16 protein-coding genes and 2 pseudogenes are annotated in these 21,604 nt (G+C 41.4%); all 18 read right to left on the bottom strand.

From position 1 onward, the window contains the following. Positions 1-9: 9 nt before the first annotated feature. The gene (locus tag L1611_RS10710) at positions 10-948 is read right to left on the bottom strand and encodes a carbohydrate ABC transporter permease (protein ID WP_322972541.1); all 939 of its coding nucleotides are present in this window, start codon (positions 946-948) and stop codon (positions 10-12) included. A 65-nt stretch (positions 949-1,013) separates the two neighbouring features. Then, the gene (locus L1611_RS10705) at positions 1,014-2,318 is read right to left on the bottom strand and encodes an ABC transporter substrate-binding protein (RefSeq protein WP_236313086.1); all 1,305 of its coding nucleotides are present in this window, start codon (positions 2,316-2,318) and stop codon (positions 1,014-1,016) included. Between the two features lie 467 nt (positions 2,319-2,785). Further along, the gene (locus L1611_RS10700; protein WP_236313085.1) at positions 2,786-3,937 is read right to left on the bottom strand and encodes a GntR family transcriptional regulator; all 1,152 of its coding nucleotides are present in this window, start codon (positions 3,935-3,937) and stop codon (positions 2,786-2,788) included. Between the two features lie 126 nt (positions 3,938-4,063). Beyond that, positions 4,064-4,597, bottom strand: a pseudogene (locus L1611_RS10695) (reverse transcriptase domain-containing protein); the annotation flags it as partial. Positions 4,598-4,788: 191 nt separating this feature from the next. Then, positions 4,789-4,935: pseudogene (locus L1611_RS10690) on the bottom strand (alpha/beta fold hydrolase); the annotation flags it as partial. Between the two features lie 360 nt (positions 4,936-5,295). After that, positions 5,296-6,492 carry a PDZ domain-containing protein gene (locus L1611_RS10685; protein WP_236313084.1) on the bottom strand — a complete coding sequence of 399 codons (1,197 nt, stop codon included), beginning with the start codon at positions 6,490-6,492 and terminating at the stop codon, positions 5,296-5,298. Positions 6,493-6,510: 18 nt separating this feature from the next. Then, on the bottom strand, positions 6,511-6,681 hold the full coding sequence (locus L1611_RS10680; RefSeq protein ID WP_236313083.1) for a DUF4083 family protein: 171 nt from the start codon (positions 6,679-6,681) through the stop codon (positions 6,511-6,513). A gap of 99 nt (positions 6,682-6,780) precedes the next feature. Further along, positions 6,781-8,241 (bottom strand): S41 family peptidase, encoded by a 1,461-nt coding sequence (locus tag L1611_RS10675; RefSeq protein WP_407681727.1) that lies wholly within the window; start codon positions 8,239-8,241, stop codon positions 6,781-6,783. Positions 8,242-8,619: 378 nt separating this feature from the next. Beyond that, on the bottom strand, positions 8,620-9,600 hold the full coding sequence (locus L1611_RS10670) for an LCP family protein (RefSeq protein WP_236313081.1): 981 nt from the start codon (positions 9,598-9,600) through the stop codon (positions 8,620-8,622). Positions 9,601-9,786: 186 nt separating this feature from the next. Further along, entirely contained in the window at positions 9,787-10,935 is a 1,149-nt protein-coding gene (locus L1611_RS10665) for a mannitol-1-phosphate 5-dehydrogenase (RefSeq protein WP_236313080.1), read from the bottom strand. Between the two features lies 1 nt (position 10,936). Next, the gene (locus tag L1611_RS10660) at positions 10,937-11,374 is read right to left on the bottom strand and encodes a PTS mannitol transporter subunit IIA (protein WP_236313079.1); all 438 of its coding nucleotides are present in this window, start codon (positions 11,372-11,374) and stop codon (positions 10,937-10,939) included. A 13-nt stretch (positions 11,375-11,387) separates the two neighbouring features. Then, complete coding sequence (locus L1611_RS10655) at positions 11,388-13,484, bottom strand: BglG family transcription antiterminator (RefSeq protein ID WP_236313078.1); 2,097 nt, start codon at positions 13,482-13,484, stop codon at positions 11,388-11,390. Between the two features lie 236 nt (positions 13,485-13,720). Further along, positions 13,721-15,196: a PTS mannitol transporter subunit IIBC gene (locus tag L1611_RS10650; protein WP_236313077.1), complete on the bottom strand. Its 1,476-nt coding sequence runs from the start codon at positions 15,194-15,196 to the stop codon at positions 13,721-13,723. Positions 15,197-15,364: 168 nt separating this feature from the next. Beyond that, positions 15,365-16,594, bottom strand: coding sequence for a murein hydrolase activator EnvC family protein (locus L1611_RS10645; RefSeq protein ID WP_236313076.1), 1,230 nt, complete (start codon positions 16,592-16,594; stop codon positions 15,365-15,367). 140 nt (positions 16,595-16,734) lie between these two features. Beyond that, complete coding sequence (ftsX, locus tag L1611_RS10640; protein ID WP_236313075.1) at positions 16,735-17,631, bottom strand: permease-like cell division protein FtsX; 897 nt, start codon at positions 17,629-17,631, stop codon at positions 16,735-16,737. Next, on the bottom strand, positions 17,597-18,307 hold the full coding sequence (gene ftsE, locus L1611_RS10635; RefSeq protein WP_236313074.1) for a cell division ATP-binding protein FtsE: 711 nt from the start codon (positions 18,305-18,307) through the stop codon (positions 17,597-17,599). The genes ftsX and ftsE overlap by 35 nt, the downstream gene beginning before the upstream one ends. Positions 18,308-18,945: 638 nt before the next feature. Further along, positions 18,946-20,736 (bottom strand): L-lactate permease, encoded by a 1,791-nt coding sequence (locus tag L1611_RS10630; RefSeq protein WP_236313073.1) that lies wholly within the window; start codon positions 20,734-20,736, stop codon positions 18,946-18,948. Between the two features lie 64 nt (positions 20,737-20,800). After that, the gene (locus L1611_RS10625) at positions 20,801-21,577 is read right to left on the bottom strand and encodes a fumarylacetoacetate hydrolase family protein (RefSeq protein ID WP_236313072.1); all 777 of its coding nucleotides are present in this window, start codon (positions 21,575-21,577) and stop codon (positions 20,801-20,803) included. Between the last annotated feature and the right edge of the window lie 27 nt (positions 21,578-21,604).

The following is a 21,604-nucleotide window of genomic DNA, read 5'->3' as shown; positions in this document are numbered from 1 at the left end:
CACTCCTTTCTATTTGCCCTGGTAGTGAACCCAACGATTTGAAGTCATAAAGATCAGGGCAGTCAGGGACATAATAATAATAAAGAGAATCCATGCCATTGCTGAAGCATAACCCATTCTAAAAAACTTAAACGCATTATCGTATAAATGCATTACATAAAACGTTAAGGAGTTTGCCGGAGTCCCCTGACCTTGGGTCATTGTGTATGGCAGTGTAAACTGTTGAAATGCGCCAATAGCTCCCATTACCAGGTTAAAAAAAATAACCGGTGTAAGTAACGGCAATGTAACATGACGTGTTTTTTGCCACCAATTGGCCCCATCGACTTCAGCTGCTTCATAAAATTCCTCTGGTATATCGTTAAGTCCAGCAAGATATATGATTACTGATTGACCAATCCCCCAAAGAGACATCAAAATAAGTGACGGTTTAGACCATGCTTCACTTCCGAGCCAGTTTGGCCCCTGTAATCCAACCACATCCAGCAGCCCATTTACGAGACCAAAACCAGGATTTAATAGCCACATCCATAGAACTGCTAAAGCAACATGGGGTACAAGCGTTGGTAAAAAGAAAATCGTCCGATAAATACCCATTCCTTTGATCTTCATATTCAACAACATTGCTAGAGAAACCCCGAATATAATACCTAAGGGGACAAAAATGATTGTAAAATAAATCGTGTTGTAAATAGATGTCCAGAATAAGTCATCTTTAAAAAGGTCCTGGTAATTTTTAGAACCAACGAATTCCCCCGGCTGTAGAATACTATATGATGTGAAACTAAAATATATAGACGCTATAAGCGGAAAAGCAAAAAACACTAACAATCCTATAATCCAAGGTGAAGCAAAAAGCCATCCATGTAAATTTGATTTTGTAGATAACATCTTTCGCTTCACAATTACTGGTTGTTGAACCCTAGTACCTTTAGTAACTTCCGCCATATAGATTCCTCCTTTCAATTTTTTAAAGTGGAGGCAAGGAGAAACAGATCCCCTTGCCCTAATGGTTACTTATACTTCTCAAGAGCCTTGTTTACTGCTTTTGTAGCTTTATCTAAGTTTTCCTGCGCTGTCCCTTTACCTCTAACGGTGTTTTCTCTTGCATCTACTAATTCATTCCACATTAATTGCCCCTCAGTTATAACTGGTCTGCTATGAGAATTTGGCAAGATATCGATGAATTTCTTCAACATTGGATTGTCACTACGGCCTAACTTCTCGTTAACAGTAGGAATTACTGAAAGATCACCAGGAAGCTCTGCAAAGTATACCTCTTGACCTTCTTCAGTACCGAAAAACTTTACGAATTCCCAAGCTGCTTCTACATTTTTTGCACCTTTCGGTATGATTACAGCATGACCACCAGACCAGGTAGTGAAGTCAGTACCAGTCGGAGTAGGTATAGGTGTTACACCGTAATTCAAGTCTGGCTTGTATTTCTCTATCGCGCTGATTGCCCAGTTTCCATCTACTTTCATACTGATTTGTCCTGAAATGAACGGATCCATAGCCCCTGAGCCTGCAGAACTTTCAAATCCAGCAATATCTTCTACATCGAACTTTTGAGCGACATCCGCCATCCACGTAAGTGCTTCAACAATTTTAGGATCATTTGCAGTTACTTCACCTGTTTCTTTATTGTAGAATTCACCACCAAAGCTCCATCCCCAACCATAAAGCCAACCTTGACCATACCACGGGATAAAACCAATTTGTTTAAAGCGATTTCCATTTTTTTTCGTTAATTTTTCTGCAGCTGCTTCTAGTTCTTGAGTGGTTTTAGGTGGATTTTCCGGATCTAATCCAGCTGCCTTAAAATGGTCTTTATTATAATAAAGCATACGTGAATCTGTTGTATAAGGAAGTCCATATAATTTTCCTTTGTAGTTCGCTTCCTCCCACGCATATGGGTAATATATATCCTCTGTTATGCCGTCCTCAGCAGCCATATCTGTTAAATCGGTAAGTGCATCTTGAGCTGCCCATGAACCAACCTTAAATCGGTCAAAAAGCGCTACGTCTGGTGGATTGCCGCCAGCTACAGCAGTTAAGAGTTTTTGGTCTGCACCTTCACTTGCTTCGGTATACACCATTTTCACTTTAATATCAGGATTTTTTTCTTCGAAGGCTTCTACCATTTTTTTTAATGCCTGTAAACCAATATCAGTTGCATCATGCCAGAAAGTTATTTCTGTCGTGCCTTCTTTTCCACCACTACTTGATTCTTCTGGGGAACACGCAGTTAAAACTAAACTGAAAATAAGAAAAAGCGCCAGGATGAAAATACCAACTTTTTTACCTCGAATTTTCACAAGAACTTACCTCCTATTAAAATTATAATCGTCTGTAATCCCCTTATATACAAAATCTAGGATGACTTACAATAAAAGAAGTGATCTCTTTCAACCAAATGAATGCGCTTTCATTTATTAGTTGAAATGAGATGTTCCAAAACCTATTACCCAACCTTCATGTTAGACACCAAAATTTATTCTATATGTATAAACGAGAGTTTGATATATCAAATCATATTTACTATTCATTGTTATATCAACTCTGTTATTAATGATGTCATTATAACAACTTAAATTTAAATATGTCAATATTTTTTTTGCAAGATTCTGAAAATTTCAGTTTGATTTTACAAAAAACTACACATTGAAAGTGCATTAACATAAGAAAATTTGTAATCATTACCATTCTTACTTCACAACTGTAGATCTTCTCGTACGAACCAAAAATAATAGAAGCTACATTCACATGAACATAGCTTCTATTATTAAATTGCTTTCATTGATCTCGATTGTGTAGATCTTCCTTTAATCACCTTAAATCCAACCTCAGAGTGAATTGGAGGCGTATCACTTTCTTGAATATGTTTAATTAATAAATCAACAGCATTAACCCCAATTTTTTCTTCGTCTTGCAATATATGAGTGAAGAGTGGTTCACCTATAGTATTTGTTGGGGTATCAAAGCATGCAATAGAATAATCTTCTGGCACTTTTTTACCTAATGAGATTAAGATTTCATATAGTAAAACAGCAACCAAATACTCACTTGTAATGAAGGCAGTGATTTCTGGGTTATTTTGAATTAATTTTTTTATTTCGTTTTTATCATTTTCATCAATTCTTAGCTTTCTATTATTTGAATTTTGCAGGGTACTCCTTATATTCTGTAAGATCGTATCAGGTTTAATTCTTACACCTTTGTCTGCCATTGCGACATGAAATCCCATTAGTCTATCTTCGAGAGAAGAAGTTCCCCCTGTTGGAGGTGTAAGGTAAGCGATATGTTTATGTCCAATCTCTAACATATAGTTTGTTAACTCAATTGCTGCCATTTTATTATTAATGCAAACTGCACTTGAAGGTATTCCTGTTAAGTATCTATCTACTAAAACAAGCGGGTAATTTTCTATAACTAACCTTAGTAATGCATTATTATAATGCTTTCCTGGAGAAGGCCATAAGATTAATCCCCTGACACCAAGATCTACTAAAGAATTTATTACTTTTTCCTCTGATTGAGGATTACCCAATGTTTGTTTCATGACCATAGCCAGGTTATGTTTAGAACATCTTTTCTCAACCGAATCGAGAAGCTTACTGCCGTAATCATCCCCAAACCCAGGAAAGATAAATCCAACTAATTCTTGTTTGGTATTGGATAGAAAGAGATTATTCTCTTTCTCTAAAGTTAAATTACTTGTAGTGTTAATATCCGAAACATAGGATCCTTTTCCTCGATATCGTTCTATTATATTTCTTTGAGCCAACATATCTAAAGCTCTTTTTGTTGTGATCCGACTTACATTGAACTTTTCGGCAAGTTCATTTTCAGACGGGATTCTATCCCCAGTTTTCAGTGTTCCATTTTTTATTTCTTCTAAAATTTCAAAGTAAATTTTCTTATATAATTTGCTCATTGTAACTCCTTGCAATGTTTAATTGATATATTAAATATAACAATTAAACATTGCTTTGACAACTATTGCACTTCGAAATTCGAACATCTTTTAAAGCATAAAGCCGTTGAATCGAGTGCAAAAAACAGTTACTTCTGTCGACCTGGCACACACGCCATTCATGAGAATCCCCGACTTCAGGTATCGTTTAATGAGTCTGAGAGGCGTACTGTCGGTAATCGACTTCGCCAGAAGACCCATGAGTTTATCATGATTGACCTTATCAAAGAATTTCGCCAAGTCCATGTCGACGACCCACCGTTTTCCTTCTCGAATGTATTGTTTCACCTGACATACCGCCTGATGAGCGTTCCGTTGCGGACTAAAGCCATAGCTATAATTCGAGAAGGTGGGGTCGAACACGTTGGATAGTACTTGTGCAATCGCTTGTTGGATGAACCGGTCCACCACGGTAGGGATACTTAAAAGCCTTACCCCTCCGTCTGGTTTCGGGATTTCGACTCGACGTACAGGAGAAGGCTCATAGGTTCCCGCCTCCAGAGCCAAACGTAAGGATGTTCAGTGTTCAGTTACATACCTTCGTAGGTTGTGTAAGGGTATATCGTCGACACCGTAACTTCCTATGTTTATGTCACTTGTTGTTCCACTAAACTCCCCGATTACTTAATACCAATTATTTCAATACCAGAAGACTAACTTAATCCTTAATTTTCATTAATAAAGACGCTTACCTTAATGAATGAACTGCACCCCAATTGTTAGTTGTGTCTAACAATTGGGGTGCAGTTCAATTTCAAATAGGCGCCCGATTACGGAATAAGTTTTAGACGAGGGTAAAATGGTCATTGCTCCTACAACGAAACAGATTCAAGTCTATCGAGCCAATTATTTACTAATGCCTCGAACAGGTCTGGTTGCTCAATTTGCAGGTTATGACCTGCCATGTCCATTATTGCAAAAGTTGCCCTTGGATATTTATCAATCAATTGCAATGCATCTATGTTTTTATTCTTCATTTAATCCCCCTAAATTATTCTTCAGTCTTATTCCAGAAAACAGCCCTTTAAGGGCATAGCTTACAAAACTAGGTGATCCAATTAATGTCCTTCTTTACTTTACAATATGACCCTTAACATTAAGAAAGAGCATAATTCTAATTACAGAATTACGCCCTTATCTTGAGTAAAAGTTTAGCTTTCTTTTCTTCTGAAATTTCCCACAATAAATGAAATAAGAAACCAAATGAACCCCACTCCAAGAAAAATTGCACCCATTAATAAATTTCCTATTCCTTCAAATCCTGGTGAAAAAATTCTAGCTTATTATGAAAAAATTCCAGTTTATTTTGAGAAATCACATCAGCCAACTACTTTTTTTCGTCTGGCGTTTTCTGGCTGTGCGAATAAGAGGCCAAGTTCGTGGTGTTCGTTCTGATACAGGGAACGTTGAACGAACCGGACATCATTGTTGAAGTTAAGTACCTCAAGCTTAACGAAATTTGCACTGCTCTGTACCGCTCCGTAAAAATCTTCAACCCTCTCCATCTTTTTTCCATTCACTTTGATGATCCGCTCCCCGATCGAGATGTTCATTTTAGAAGCAGGGGATCCTGGGATGATCCCCAACACCCGCAATCCTTCATTCATAGCACTGAAGTATGGGGAACTCTTGACTTCCAACTTCCTGTAATAAAGGATCAATGCATTACGCCCAACTAGCGCCAGGCAGACAATAATAATGCTGAGCATCTCCAAATCAAAAGTGAGAAGGACGATGGAACCGGCAAGCAATAGGATCCCAAGCCATAGGAACCGGATGCCGATACTTTTTACGATTGGTTCTGGCATCGACTGGGAGACGACATGGTGGAATCCGATCGCAAACGGAGCGAGTGCGATACCGACACTCGCCTCACCGATTTGCAGCAACGGGAACCAGTTTGAAGTCGCTACAACAGACCCTGGGACGAGTATGAATAGAGGTACGAGCCATATCCGACTGATGACATGGGCTCCGATTCCTTTACCTCTTTTACCCCGTAACAAGATCGGGGACGTATTTTTCACACCGATCGCCATGATAAGAATGCCTTCCGCTACAACCAAAGCAGCGATCAAAAGGGCAATCATACCGAGAGAAGCTCCTTGCAAATCCACCAGCCAACTATCTATGATCCGCACACCCGTTGTGAATGACGGCATATAAGCAGCGGCAAGATAGGTCAAACCTCCAGCAAACACCGGGTTGAAATAATTTTTACGCAATGTCAGCCCGAGTAATATGTAGAACACGGACATGACAGCGATGACGCCGATTGGCAGATACAAACCGGCGAATACGCTAAATATGGAAAAAATCAATCCTAGCAAGAGTCCCGGTCCAATCCCCTTGACAAAGTCGTCCATCGTGTCAAATACCCGCACGTGAAAATCACTACGCTCTCTTTTGACACGGGTGACCGCATGGAATCCGATCAATACTACTATCACGTAAAGAAGTGGATTGAGAAAGAACCAACCGATTCCCTTAAGTACATTCCACAATATATCTTGCATTTTCCAGCCTCCAAAAATCTATCGTTTGTCTATTTTTTGTATCACGTGATCAAGCTTACGTTCAATTTCTTTAAGACGGTTTTTCTTATACCGAATGTATGTAAATAAAAATACGATCCCTGAGATGATACTAAGAACCATCAAAAACGCTAACAATTGGTACACAATATCACCTATGTACATATCCATAACCTTCCTCCTATAGCATTCGAAAACGAACACAAAATAAAATCCGTAGAAGGGAATCTTCTACGGATATATTCGACAGTCGAAGGTTTCATCCTGCTATTACTTTTCGAATAAAACTTCAATTGCCGTCTGAAGCTGTTGATCATTCTTTCCACTATCGATCTTTTCAAGAAGCTTCTGTTCCATCAATGATGCGGTCTTTTCATCCACTTTACCAGTTGCCTTCACTTTATTGGCGTTCTGGAATGCCTTCACAGCTGTTTCCGTTTTATTATCGTAGTATCCATCATCCCTGCCAGGATTGAAACCTAGTCCCTTCAAGATCGTCTGGACGTTTTTCACCTGTTCTCCTGTCATATCATACGACAACGGTTTTTCAATCGTAATCGGGCTTGCCCGATAAAAGCCTGGTTGCTGTTGTTTCACTGTCGGCTCGACACCTTTCTTATGGATCCAGTTACCATCGGGCGTCAACCACTTGAACATCGTCAGCTTGATGCTGCTGCCATCATCCATTTCGACCGCCTGCTGGACGGTTCCTTTTCCGAAGGACTTTTCACCAACGACCTCATATCCACCTGCTTCTTTTAAAGCAGCGGCTAAAATTTCTGAAGCAGAAGCACTTCCACTGTCGATCAAGCCGACAATCGGGTAATCCTTTTTCTTGCTTGTGTCTGAGAAGAATCGCTGCTTATCTCCATCCCGCGATTCAATTTGGACGATCGGCTCATCTTTCGTGATGAACAACTTGCCGATGTCTTGAACGGCGTTAAGGAAGCCGCCTGGATTACCACGGACATCGAGTATCAGCCCATCTATTCCCTTATCCTCAAGCTCCTTCAACTGCTTTTCAACATCAGAAGCCGTATCTTCTGAGAAGGATGTGATTTTTAGATGCCCGATTTTTTTCCCATCTTTTTCAATGAGATCAGAGTACACTGTCTCAATTGGAATTTCATCACGCTTCACATCGATGGTCAACTTGTCATTGACCCCTGCCCGTTTGATTTCAAGCTTCACTGTCGTCCCTTTTTTACCACGGATCTTCAGTACTGCATCGTATAGATCAAGTCCTTTTGTGCTTTTACCATCAATGGTAATGATCTGATCACGTGGCTTCAAACCTGCTTTTTCAGCGGGGGAATCCTCGAATGGTGCCACGACTGTCACATATCCATCCATCATCGTAACTTCTGCGCCGATTCCTTCAAAAGAGGACTCTAATGTATCATTGAATTGCTCTGCTGTCTTGGCATCCATATAGACCGAATAAGGATCATCCAGTGTATTGATCATGCCCTGTATTGCCCCTTGGAGAAGCTTATCCTTGTCAACATCCTCTACATATTTCTCCGATATGAGCTCATATGTCTGTTCGATCTTGTCGAAATCTTCACCTGCGCTGGAGCTCCCCAATTTGAGATCTGTACCATTTTCAGTTCCTTTTTCTAAAAGCGAGGAACTACCTTCATCTGAGAACAAAGTCATTCCTGTATATGTTCCGCCTGCTCCAACAGCAAGTGAACCTGCTACCAACAATGCCACCACTTTACCTTTCACATTCATTTCATCACCCCATCGTGTTTGCAGGAAAAGGCACCACACCTCAAAGATGCGATGCCTTCTCACATGAGTAAGGTCCCCCTAAGTCCGTGCCATTCACTTACTCGATATACTATATGAACAGCTTGTATACTTTATGTGTGGAAAGAACACAATATGCGTTTAAATTAATTCTTTTAACGCAATCCGCGATACTCCTGCAGGAAAGGCGTGGCCCTGTTTGCGAGGCTTGTTGATCGCCTCCATGGAAAGGGAGGGAATATCGCATTCAAGTATAATTGAGTAAACGTATAAGCTAGCTTCATACTACTACACAACCTAAAATCTAACAAGGAAATTAGTATTATTTTATACAAGAATCCGTAAGAAGCCGCTTTAACTTGTAAACTGGCTATCCGTTCCTTCTTCCAACCCCAATTCTTTTTTCAATTGGGACCGGACCTCATTCAATTTCTGCTCATCAAGCTGCAAGTAATAAGTCGATCCAGGCTGGTAATCATACCCTTCCAATTGGAGTTTATTCATCTCTTTAATGTTTGTAAGATAAGGGACGTAAGAGAGAACCTCGTTAAATGAGAGATTCAAAGAAAAGTTGCCTTCAAGACTGTCCAATAAATCATCGTATTTTGATACTGAAGAAAAGGATTTCATCTTATTGATACTTGACTGGATGATTTGCATTTGGCGTTCCCCCCTCTTAAAGTCGGAATCCGCTTTACGTGTACGGGCAAAAGCTAAAGCCTCTTCACCATTCAACGTTTGATCGCCAGTATTCAATACGACTTTCCCATTCGTATCCTTTGCAATCTGATCGACGACGTATTGATCTTCAATATCGACCTTGACTCCACCGAGTTCATTTATTGCTGTTTTAAAGGCCTGGAAATTCCCGCGTACAACATAATCCACTGGAATATCAAGCAGTTCTTCAGTCGTCTGGACTGTCAACTCCATTCCACCCCTTAAATGGGCATGGGTGATTTTATCCATCCCGTAGCCTGGAATGTTCACATAGGAATCCCTTGGAATACTTAACATTGTCAATGTTTCGTCCGTTTTATTGAAGGTTGCCACGATCAAAGCGTCTGAAAGGGCACCGTTTGCCTTTCCATCACGGCTGTCAATGCCGACAAACAGCATGGAAAAATTATCTTTTTTCGGGTTGACGGTTTCTTTCCTCTTATCGGATTTCTCTCCCCTGTCTAAAGAAACCTGAGCGTTATCTGTTACCTCTGATGCTTTCGTATACAGATAACCTGCATATGATACCGGCACGAGCAGTATAACAAAAAGCATTATAAACAAAAATCTGATTACCCGTCGTTTTTTTTTCCGTCTACGAAATCTTGGCCCCATCAAAAACACCTTTCCGATATTTTTATTAAGAATTGTATAGAACGTTTACTAGTTCTGATTAAACTGAAAACTTCGGATTATGTTAAAGAACACTCCCTTCCTATTGTACATGAGAGTGTTCTTTGACCTAATCCCATATCAAATGAAAAATCATAAAAGTTTGTTACTTCTTAAGTCATCAAAGACTTATCTATTCAGCTTATCAAGTTGCTCTTTAACAATCATTAACAACCGACTAAAATCATTCAGGCCAGCAACCTTTTTGAACGTTTCGATGAATCCAAGCTTTTGTATGGAATCCTGAAGTTCCATCGCTTCATCATCATCTGGATGATCGTAACATAAGGCCGCCGCGATGACTTTTCCAAGATGGATCGGATTCTTTCCGACAAGTTCTAAATAGTCAATCGCAGGTCCGACCAGACGATCGTTAGCTCCCAACTTGCGTTTTGGTGCTCTGGCAACACGTGTCACTTCATCAGAAATATGCGGGTTCAAAAAACGGCCTATGATTCTTTCAATGTAAGCCTGGTGCTCCTCAGTTCTGAACTGGTATTTTCGGATTAAAACCTCTCCAGATTCTTGGAGAGCTCGTCGGACATCATTTTGGATGATTCTATCTTCCATTGCTTCCTTTATAGTTTGATATCCTTTTCGATACCCTAAGTAAGCTGCAGCTGCATGACCCGTATTTACAGTGAACAATTTGCGTTCAATATAGGGAGTAAGATCATCGACAAATGTGATTCCTGCAATATCCGGCTTCGCACCTTTCATTCCCTTCGTTTCCACTACCCACTCGTAATAGGGCTCAACCTTTACAAGCAGCGGGTCATCATTGGTTTGAAGCGGGACGATCCGATCGACAGCTGCATCCGGAAAACCGATGATATCCTCTAATGAATGTTTCGTATCTCGCTTGATGTTTTTGTACACATAGTCCTTCAAAAGAGTACTGCCACCAATCATATTTTCACAAGCTATAACATTCAGCTGTTTACCACCCTGGGCCAATCGTTTTTGCAATCCTTTCCCCAATAAATCGGATATGATAGGCAGGATATCAGGACCTACAGCTGTGGTGATGAGATCTGCCTCAGCAATTGAATTAATGACAGCTTCCGGATCCTTCAGGCTATTCAGGCCACTGATTCCGTTCACCTCAATGGTTTCATCATTTCCAACAAGCTCAATCGTATAGGAGCCCCGACGGTTCAATTCATCAATCAATTCAGCATTCACATCCACAAAGACCGTTTGAAAGCCTGCTTTTCCTAATAAGGCCCCGATGAATCCACGTCCAATATTACCGGCACCGAAATGGATCGCTAACATGTCAGTTCACCTCATCAAATATAGAAATGACTTCTTCTGCTGTTCTAGCTTGAAGAATTTTGTCGATATTCGCTTCTTCTGAACAGACTATCGCGATTTTTGAGAGGATTTCTAAATGCTCATCCCCTTTTCCTGCAATACCGATCAACAATTTCACAGTATTCCCATCACCAAAATCCACACCATCAGGAACGGTGACAATGCTTAACCCTGTTTCCTTGACAGATTTTTTCGCCTCATCTGTCCCGTGTGGTATCGCCACAAAATTCCCCATATAAGTAGACGTGATTTCTTCCCTTTTCAACATTTCACCAATATATCCTTGTTCTACATACCCCTGATCGTAAAGGATTCCCCCTACAAAACGAATGGCTTCTTTTTTGTTCGGAATCTTCGCATCCAAAACGATATTTTCAGCAGTTAAGATCGTATCAGACATTTTCATTTCCCCTTTATGATAGTTTTTCTTCTAAGAACCGATGCAGTTGATTGGCTACATACCGGTCAATTTTTTCAGCATTTTTCGATTGAAGGATCTGGACACTTTCTGAACTCTCCACAATCAATGAACTAAGAAAACTCAATACCTCCAGTCCTTCCTTATGAATATTCGCCGGCGCAAGCATGAGTAAAATCGTATGAATCTCCATAGCGGTCTGGTCCATGCTCTGAATTGAAATAGGTTCCGCCAGAATTTGAACCGTAAAGATCGGTTGTTTGATCTGTCCATGCCTTGCATGAAATAAAGCAAGCTTCGTGCCAGTAATTCCAAGACCACCTAGTTGCTCACGTTTTAATAGTGCCTCCATGACAGAATGACCGTCATCGATATACCCTTCCGTTTCAAAATACTGACACGTTACTTTCAATATTTCTTCATAGGTCCCCATAAGATGATGCGTAACCTTCATGGCGTTCAACAATTGATCTACTACTTCTGCATATTTATGGATCGCTTCAACAGAACCCCGGATTTCCTTTGCTGTTTTATCGGAGAACGGTTTCCTTCCTTCATCGAAATTTTTTATTTTGATTGAATCAGAGATTCGTATCTTCCTTAGTACATGCGCGATTTTATGGATATCTGAAGTGGGAAGCATCGGATTGACTTGGATGTATTGGTCAATATCGGACAAAGCAATCGTTGAAACAACCAGGTCGTACCGAGTTGTATCCAACTCTTCCAGCTCGAATAACGATCGATGCTCGATTTCTTCAATTTCTTTGAATTGTCTAGTTAATTTTGCCGCTAATATTTTCGATGTCCCGATCCCACTCGAACAAATGACCAATACTCTCAGTCCTCGGTAAGCTTCCATACTCAAAAGAGCAGAAGCGAAATGCATGACAAGAAATGCTATTTCCGTCTTTGGAAAATGATATGGAAACACTTCATGGGCTGTTTCCTCTACAATTTGAAAAAGCTCTTCGTAATCACGTTCAATCTGATCTGTTAACGGATTTTCGATCTCCTTATTTTCCTGAAGCCGATATAGACTTGGTTTCAAATGACTGACCAGATCATTCAGAAGGTGGTCAGACTGATTAAAATCCACATTTATTCTCTCGGAAACAAGTTCGATCAGCTGCTTTGCTTTGAAGGCCATCATTAAATCTGTCTCTTCTGAAAAATCCTCACCATTACGCACTTTCGCTCCTAAAAGATGGGTGGTGATATACCCCATTTCTGCCTCAGGAATCGTGATATTAAAAACATCCTCCAGCTGCTCGATCAAATTTCGCGCTACACCGAACTCTTTCGTCGACTTGAGTTTGTCCAGCTGTTCGAGAGGCATACGGATCGTCTCTCCTTGTTGGATCCGTTCCAATGCCAATGCCAGATGGATCACCAGCGCAATATACGCACTATCTACTAATTGGTTTTGTAAGGAATTGCGGATGGCATCGACACTCTGTTCAATGATCTTCAGCTTCTCTTTACTGATAAGTCCCAAAAGTTGTTCAGACAATGTGTTGGCCGTTGCCGGAATCGGTTTTACTATCTTTTCACGCAAAAGGGACAAAAGGTTTATTTCATCCGTATGCTGCATGATCAGATACCCGATCGCTTCCCTGATATGTGTTTCATCCCCTTGAATTTCAACGCCATAGCCACGCCTGCGAATCAAAGATAACTGAAAACTCTCCAACGAACTTTTAACCTTATCCAAATCATTACTGATGGTAGCAACCGTTACTCCTAATTCATCAGCAAGAGTGAATAATTTTACAGGGTCATTCGCTTCCAACAACTTCAAAAGGATCAATGCCTGCCTTTCACTTGGCATATAATCTGCCTGTATTTGTTGATGGATAATGGATAAAAGCGAATTGCGATTCCTTACAGAGGTGATTAATTTCAACCCACTTCCAGCTTTTTTGTCGAGTATGATTCCATGAGACTTCAGAATAGGTTCCAATCCTTTAAGGTCCCTGTGAATGGTTCTAGAGCTGACACCAATCTGATCGGCAATCTCTCTTATTGGAATTTCATCCTTGGTCCGTAACAAAACATCCAATATTTTTCGTTCCCTGGCTGTAATATACAACAGTCAATCACCTCCTCTGTTTGACAAAATTTGAATTTCAAGACCCTGTTTAAATCAAATTTTACGTTTCCCACCCTATATATATCAATGAAAACTAAATGTAATACCGTCTGATCTATTGTTGACAAAATTTAATTGGGGTATGCCCCACGGTTGATTTTACCTACATACAAAACGAAAGAGCTGACCCATTAGTGCACCATTGTTTTGGGACAGCTCAGCTCCTATATGTTTTTTCAATCTTTCTTCAATTCATTGACCAGTTCATCGTATTTAGGGCTGTTCAAGAAGTTATCGACAGAAATATGGTGTGCCTCAGGAACCTTTTGGATCGCCCGCTCGGTCAGATCCTTATGGGTAATGACAATGTCCACATCTGCAGGAAGATCATTGATCGCCATATTGGTGACATTGATCTCAATGCCGGCTTTCTTAAATTTATTTTTCAATAATGAAGCTCCCATCGCACTGGATCCCATCCCAGCGTCACAAGCAAAGATGATCTTATCGATATTTTCCTCATTGACACTTGGCACTTCATTCGTATCTCGATTGACAGGCTCATCAGTCGTAGTTACTTCTTCATCATCTTTCCGGGAAATCAATTGATCAGAAACCTGGCTTTTCTTTCCTTTCATTGCTTCCATCCGGGTAGTCGCTTCCGTAAGGTCATCTTCATCCTGCTTACTCGTTCTTAAAATGACTGAAGCAACAACAAAAGATACCAATGTAGCAACCAGTACTCCTAAAATGACACCAGCAAAGTTCCCTTTCGGTGTCAAGGCCATTAGAGCGAAGATACTTCCCGGAGAAGGAGTGGATGTAAGACCGGCTCCGAAAGCTGCAAATGTTGCTGTTCCACTTACCCCTCCAGCCATGACAGCAAGGACTAAAGCTGGTTTCGATAAGATGTAAGGGAAATAGATTTCATGAATTCCACCAAGGAAATGGATGACTGCGGCACCAGGAGCGGTTTGTTTGGAGATCCCTTTACCAAATACCATAAAAGCTATCAGGACACCTAGCCCTGGGCCTGGATTAGTTTCAAGTAAGAATAGGATCGATTTACCGACCTGCTGTGCCTGATCGACTGCAAGTGGACTCAAGATTCCATGGTTGATCGCGTTATTCAAGAACAGGATTTTAGCAGGTTCAATGAATAGATTGACCAATGGTAATAGTCCGGCATTGATCATCGCTTCTACACCGGCTCCAAGGGCTTTCGTAATTCCACTTACCACTGGACCGATACCAAGATAGGCGATGATAGTCAAAACTGCACCTGTAATACCGGCAGAGAAATTGTTGACAAGCATTTCAAATCCAGAACGTATGCGGTTTTCAAACAATTTGTCGACCTGTTTTATTGCATAACCGCCAAGTGGCCCCATTATCATTGCACCAAGGAACATAGGTATGTCAGCACCGACGATGACACCCATCGTCGCAGTTGCCCCGACGACACCTCCGCGCAAACCATAAACAATACGTCCACCACTGAATCCTATCAATAATGGAAGTAAATACGTGATCATCGGTCCTACTAGTTCTGCCAAGCTTTCATTTGGCAACCAACCTGTTTCAATGAATAAAGCAGTTATGATCCCCCAAGCAATGAATGCTGCAATATTAGGCATGATCATCCCGCTTAAGAAGCTGCCAAATCTTTGAACTTTAGCTCTTATGCCGGATTGACTTTTATTTTCAACCATATTTATTCCTCCCTTTTTTAACAACTTTACGATTACCTTTATCATAAAGCGTTTACAAGAGGACCATCAATACAATGTAAACGTATCTTTGTCAAAGGAGATGTTGACAATATTTAAGTAACGTAAAAATCACACCCCAATCATTGAGGTGTGATTTGAATTCATATCTTAAAAGAATTGACGTGGGTCGATGGCATTCGACTTGCTTTGGTTCCATTGTCCTTTGTGGATTTCAAAGTGCAAGTGCTGACCAGTCGATCTTCCTGTGTTCCCCATAATCCCAATCTGCTGTCCTTTTTTGACAGAGGCTCCATTACCAACATTACGCGAACGTAGATGAGCATAAACACTTGTATAGGTTTGTCCATTGAGATAGTGGGCAACAAAGATTACATTTCCATAACTGCTTGAGTAATAGGACTTGATGACTGTACCGGATGCTGAAGCTACGACAGGAACCGTTCCACCCTGTGCGATGTCAATACCAGGATGCATGGATCCCCAACGTTGACCAAATCCGGAAGTAAATCTTCCCGCTGCCGGTTTCATAAACATCCCGCCTGTTACGGCAGGAGTCGATGCTGTGTCTCCACTGCTGCTTGATTTTTTCTTAGCTGCTGCTCGGGCTGCTTCCTCCTGACGACGCTTTTCAGCTTCAAATGCCGCTTGTTGCTTACTTAACAGATCGGCTTCATCTTCTAATTTCCCGACTTCTTCATGCATATGTTCCTCTTCCTCTTTCAGGTCGCTTAACAATGCATTCTTACGTTTTACTTGAGTATCTAATTCATCTTTCAAACTTTGAAGTTCTTTCATTTGCTTTTGGAGATCAGCAAGCTCTTGTTCAATCTCCACTTTCATTTCTTCAAGAGCTTTTTTGTCTGCTTTATGTTCTTCGAGGATTTGTTTATCTTGCTTTGAAATTTCGTTCAAAGCAAAAACACGATCAAGGAAATCCCCAAAGTTTTGAGATCCGAGCAATACTTCTATGTATTGAACAGAACCACCGTTTTCATACATTGCTGTTACGCGATCTTTCAGCATTTCGTCACGTTCAGCAATACGCTTTTCCGTTTCTTGGATTTCAGCTTTCAGTTTTTCAATTTCTTCTTTCGTCTTTGCAATTTCTTTTTCTTTTGAGTCAATATTGTTTTGTGTATCAGCGACTTGTTGGTCTAGCTTTTTGATTTCAGCATCCAAAAGATTTTGGTTATTTTTAATTTTTTCTATCTCTTTCTTCGCTTCTTCTCGTTTAGACTTATTTTTTTCACGCTTTTCTTTCACACTATCGATCTTATCTTTTAAAGACTCGGCATGAGCCTCATTTCCCCCTGTGAAATTGAATCCACCGATCAATAAACTGACTGAGGCTGCGACGGCTATGAACTTCCTTTTCAATCTCTTATCCCCCATTCGAGTTTTTAAGTATATAAGGAGTCGGAGTCCGCCGCAGCGGCAGCTCCACCCTATTTTTTAACTTACAGAAAGTATTGATATCCTCCCCAGTACAAAGGCGAGTAAGGCTTTGTCTGGTTGATTTAAACTTTCAAGAACTTACGGACAGAAGTCAAGCTCCCCCATACGCCAATGAATGCGCCTATCACGATAAGCAATCCAGCCAGCTGGAACATTAAAGGATAGACAGGGAGAAGCTGAATGAACACTGTTTTCAAATCCACGCTCACAGCTTCATATATGAACTGATAGGCTAGAATCAACAATCCGATCGGGACGAGTGATCCAAGAACCCCTAACAGGAATCCTTCTACAAAGAACGGCCATCGGATGAATCCATTCGTTGCCCCTACCAGTTTCATGATTTCAATCTCTTTTCCTCGTGAGACAATTGTGATTTTAATTGTATTGGCAATTAAGAACATGGCTGTGAACAACAATCCGACAATCAGGATCAAGCCAACGTTACGGGCTGTGTCAGTGACCTTAAAAAGTTTTTCGACCGTGCCTTTCCCGTACTCTACTTTGTTGACGTTGTCGATGCCCTCAATCTTCTTGGCCACTACAGGTGTATCCTGAGGCTTTACTGTCTTGACAGCAAAAGCATCAGGCAGTGGATTTTCATTTTCAAGGGAAGCGAAGACTTCTCCTTCATCTCCTAAACTATCAATCAACTCTTTCAGGCCTTCATCTTTCGGAACGAAACGGACATCACTGACTCGATCGATTCCCGTTAATTCTTTTTCAATCTGTTGCTGTCCATTTTCGTCTGTCGTTTTATCAAGGTATACCCTGATTTCGACATCATCTTCTATTTGTGAAGCAATAGCATTGATATTAAGTAACAATAGTAGAAACACACCTACAAGCAAAAGGGTGACGGTAACTGCACTGATGGATGCGAATGACATCCAGCCGTTCCGTCCAAGGCTTTTAAACCCTTCTTTAACGTGGCGAGACAGGGTCCGGAGTTTCCTCATACCCGTAAACACCCCTTTTCTCATCACGTACGATACGACCTCCGTCAATAGCAATCACCCGTCGTTTGATCGTGTTTACGATCTCTTTATTATGGGTAGCCATGACTACAGTGGTCCCTCTATTCGAAATCTCTTCTAATACCTCCATAATTCCCCATGCCGTTTCTGGATCCAAGTTTCCTGTCGGCTCGTCCGCAATCACAACATGCGGCTTATTGACGATGGATCTTGCAATCGACACACGCTGCTGTTCACCGCCAGAGAGCTCATCAGGCAAAAACCGCGCTTTGTTCTTGAGACCTACGAGTTCAAGTGTTTCCATCACTAGTTTACGTATGACCTTAGGTGATTCCTCGATGACCTCGAGAGCAAACGCGACATTCTCATATACAGTTAATTTGGGCAGGAGTTTGAAATCCTGGAATACGATGCCGATCTGGCGTCTTAAGTATGGAATATGGCGTTCTTTTAACTTCGCCAAACTTTTTCCATTGATTATGATATTGCCTTTGGTCGGTTTTTCCTGCCGGTACATACATTTAATGAATGTCGATTTACCGGCACCACTCGGACCAACGACGTAAACAAATTCCCCTTTTTCTATATGGACATCTATCCCATTCAGTGCCATGACACCATTAGGGTAGGTTTTCCAAACATCGATCATTTCGATCAATTACATCACACCCTGTTTTTTCTCTTGTTGTCAATTCTAATCGAAGTAAATATCCTGTAATTTTATTTCAAAGTATAATAATAGATTTAGTTAAGATTGACTTTCAGCACAATTTATTATAACATCTCAATTCGCCAAAATAACCCAAAATAGTATTACATTTGTGTTTCAATTTGTTATAAAATGTGACGAAAACTAGGTATAATGCTACTTTTCGCCTTCGATAAGATTCGACAAGTTTTTACTTTTTCAAGTACCTTTCTACAATAACCTATAAATTCCTGCTACGAAATAGTCTGTTAGTATAAAAATTCTAGTTTTGGACCTAATTAGAAATAACTAGGTGTATTGTAAATATCGACAAAAAATATCAACGGATACATGACAAAAACCTCATTACTTTACTTATCGGCAGCTGCCTAGTGAAATTCAATCGATTAGTAGTAATAATAATTCGAAGCCGGTTTTATTCTGTGTCCTTAGTAGGAAAAGAAAAAATCCGGCCAACATGGAAATGACCGGATTTTTGAACAACATATGAACAAGTTTTTATAGAGAGCAGACCTGAAATAGTGTAATCGTTCAACAGAAGTGTCAATCATCAATAAAACGCTAGAAACGATCAGCCCCTTCGATCTTTATTTAATAGACTTGATCTGTTTCTGGCTGTTCACCTGAAGGAGGTCCATCTTGCTCTTATTGGTCGAAATCGTATAGATGGCCAGGACTGCTATGACTGTGATGATGGCTGTACCGAGATTCATGATCCCTTTTTCAGCCGTCCAGACGATCGAATACCCGAGTGCTCCTGCTGCAGTCGCATAGTAGAGGAACGGAATAAGTGTTTTTCGGATGACATCCCCTTCTTTTCCGACTAACCCGACGACTGCGGAAGCTGCAACGACATTATGCACACAGATCATGTTCCCGGCTGCTCCCCCAACAGCTTGCAGCGCCACGATCCAGGAAGCATCTACTCCAATCCTTGAACCTACATCATATTGGAACAAGGAGAACATCATATTACTTACCGTATTACTTCCTGCGATAAATGCACCAAGTCCACCTATGAACGGGGCAAACAACGGCCAAATGTCCCCTGTTAGGGAGGCTACACCATTGGCAAGTTCAATCGGCATCCTTTCATAACCAGCAGCCCCTCCACCTGAATTGAGGAAGACCTGGACCATCGGAACCGTAAAGACAAGAGCGGTAGATGCCGGGATCATCGTCTTTCCCGAATGTGCCCACGCTCTTTGATAAGACGATTGATCCATCTGATGGAGGAAAAAGGTGATCAACGAGACGACGATGAAAATCGTGCCCGGTAAATAGAGTGGCTGGAGGCTTGCTGTAATCCCGGTTCCGAACATATTTTCAAACGAGACAGTCCAGGACTGGAGCCAACCTTGGAAAGGAAGCGCTTTCATCCTTGTGATAACAAGAAACAAGCCAATGAGGATATAAGGCATCCACGCACGGACCATCGATATCCTGCCGTTTCTATGCTCGATGTCATGAATGACGATATTGCCAGTCCAGGATGGATCCCATTTGGACTTTTCTTCAAAATCCCAATGCTCCTCCTTCGGCGGCATTAAAAATCCTTTTTTGGCCGCAAAAACGACAATTGCAAGTCCGACGAGGCCGCCGATCAAAGAAGGGAATTCAGGTCCGAGCAAATTCGCGACGATCACATAAGGAATCGTCATCGCAAAAGCCGCAAACAAGGCAAACTTCCAAACCTTGAGGCCTTCTCTGAACGATTTGTTTTTTCCGAAGAATCGAGTCATGAGCGCAACGACGAACAATGGAACAAGTGTCCCGACAACCGCATGGACGATTGCGACCTTTCCACCGATCATCGTCACCAGGGCAAGGAAGTCACTCGTGATCCCAGGATCAGTCACTAACCCTGATTGCACCCCGACAAGGATCGGGGTACCTACCGCACCGAAGGAAACAGGGGTACTTTGGATGACCATTCCAGCAACAACGGCAGCCATGGCAGGAAACCCAAGTCCAACAAGCAACGGGACGGCCACCGCTGCAGGTGTACCGAAACCAGCGGATCCTTCAATGAAAGACCCGAAGAGCCAGGCGATGATGATGACCTGGACCCGCCTGTCTGGAGAAATCCCGATGAATCCTTCCCGGATGGTTTTGATTCCTCCGCTTTCCTGTAACGTATTCAATAGTAGAATGGCACCGAAAATAATATAAAGCAATGTAGCAGCAACGACTAATCCATTGACAGAGGCAGCAGCAACCGTCACACCGGGAATCTTCCATACAAATAAAGCCAATGCAACCGCCACTATGTAGGAAATGGGCATCGCTTTACTTGCCGGCCATCTGAGCCCTACGAGGAAGATCCCGACAGCAGCTATCGGTAAAAGTGACAATAACGCCAAAGCACCAGTACTCATATTTACCTCCTATAACCCTATTATTTTTCAATACCCTCCCCTGTTCACCGGTAGAATCAGAACTTCAGGACTTGACCGGGACTGGGGCTTTCACGAACGTGTTCCTCAAAGTGCCAATCTCATCAATCTTACATTCGACGACATCACCGTCCTTTACAAAATCGGCGCCTAATGGACTGCCTGTCAAAATGACATCACCTGGTTGGAGGGTCATAACCTTTGAAAGATAAGCAATCATATCTTTTAACGGCACGACCATGAGCTCCGTCAGGCTGTTTTGTTTCTCCTCGCCATTCACCTCCGCTCTTACATGGACTTTACTTGGATCAAGCTCCGTTTCGATGACCGGACCGATCGGCGTGAACGTATCGAATGCCTTCCCAAGGGTCCAATGGCCGTTCTCATGGAAAAATTGTGGAGCTGTTACATCATTTCCGATGGTGTACCCGAAAATAAAGTCAAGGACTTCTTCTTTCGGGACATTTTTCATTTCCCTCCCGATGACGGCCGCCAATTCTGACTCAAATTTGATTTCATCAAGGCTTTCAGGAACGATCACTTCGGTATCAGGCCCTGTTACAGAGGAATCCGGTTTGAAAAAGAAGACTGGCATTTCCGGCAGTGAAGATGGGAGTTCCTCCATCTTACCAACATAATTGGCGCCGATTCCGATGATCTTATTCGGGACGATTGGTGCCAGGAGCTCGACATCGTCTCTTACCAGTAATTCACCACTATATTCCCAGCTTCCAAAAATTTCTCCCTCAATCAACTTGATTCCATCCTCAGTTACCACTCCATAATGCTCTTTCTCTTTATACATGAATCTAGCAAACTTCATTTCCATCACTCCTAAGCTGATTATTTC

Origin of the sequence: Pseudalkalibacillus salsuginis (genome assembly GCF_021646685.1) — a bacterium.
Classification (GTDB): domain Bacteria; phylum Bacillota; class Bacilli; order Bacillales; family Fictibacillaceae; genus Pseudalkalibacillus; species Pseudalkalibacillus salsuginis.
The sequence above is the reverse complement of the archived record's forward strand: the minus strand, read 5'-3'. Positions and strand labels throughout refer to the sequence as shown.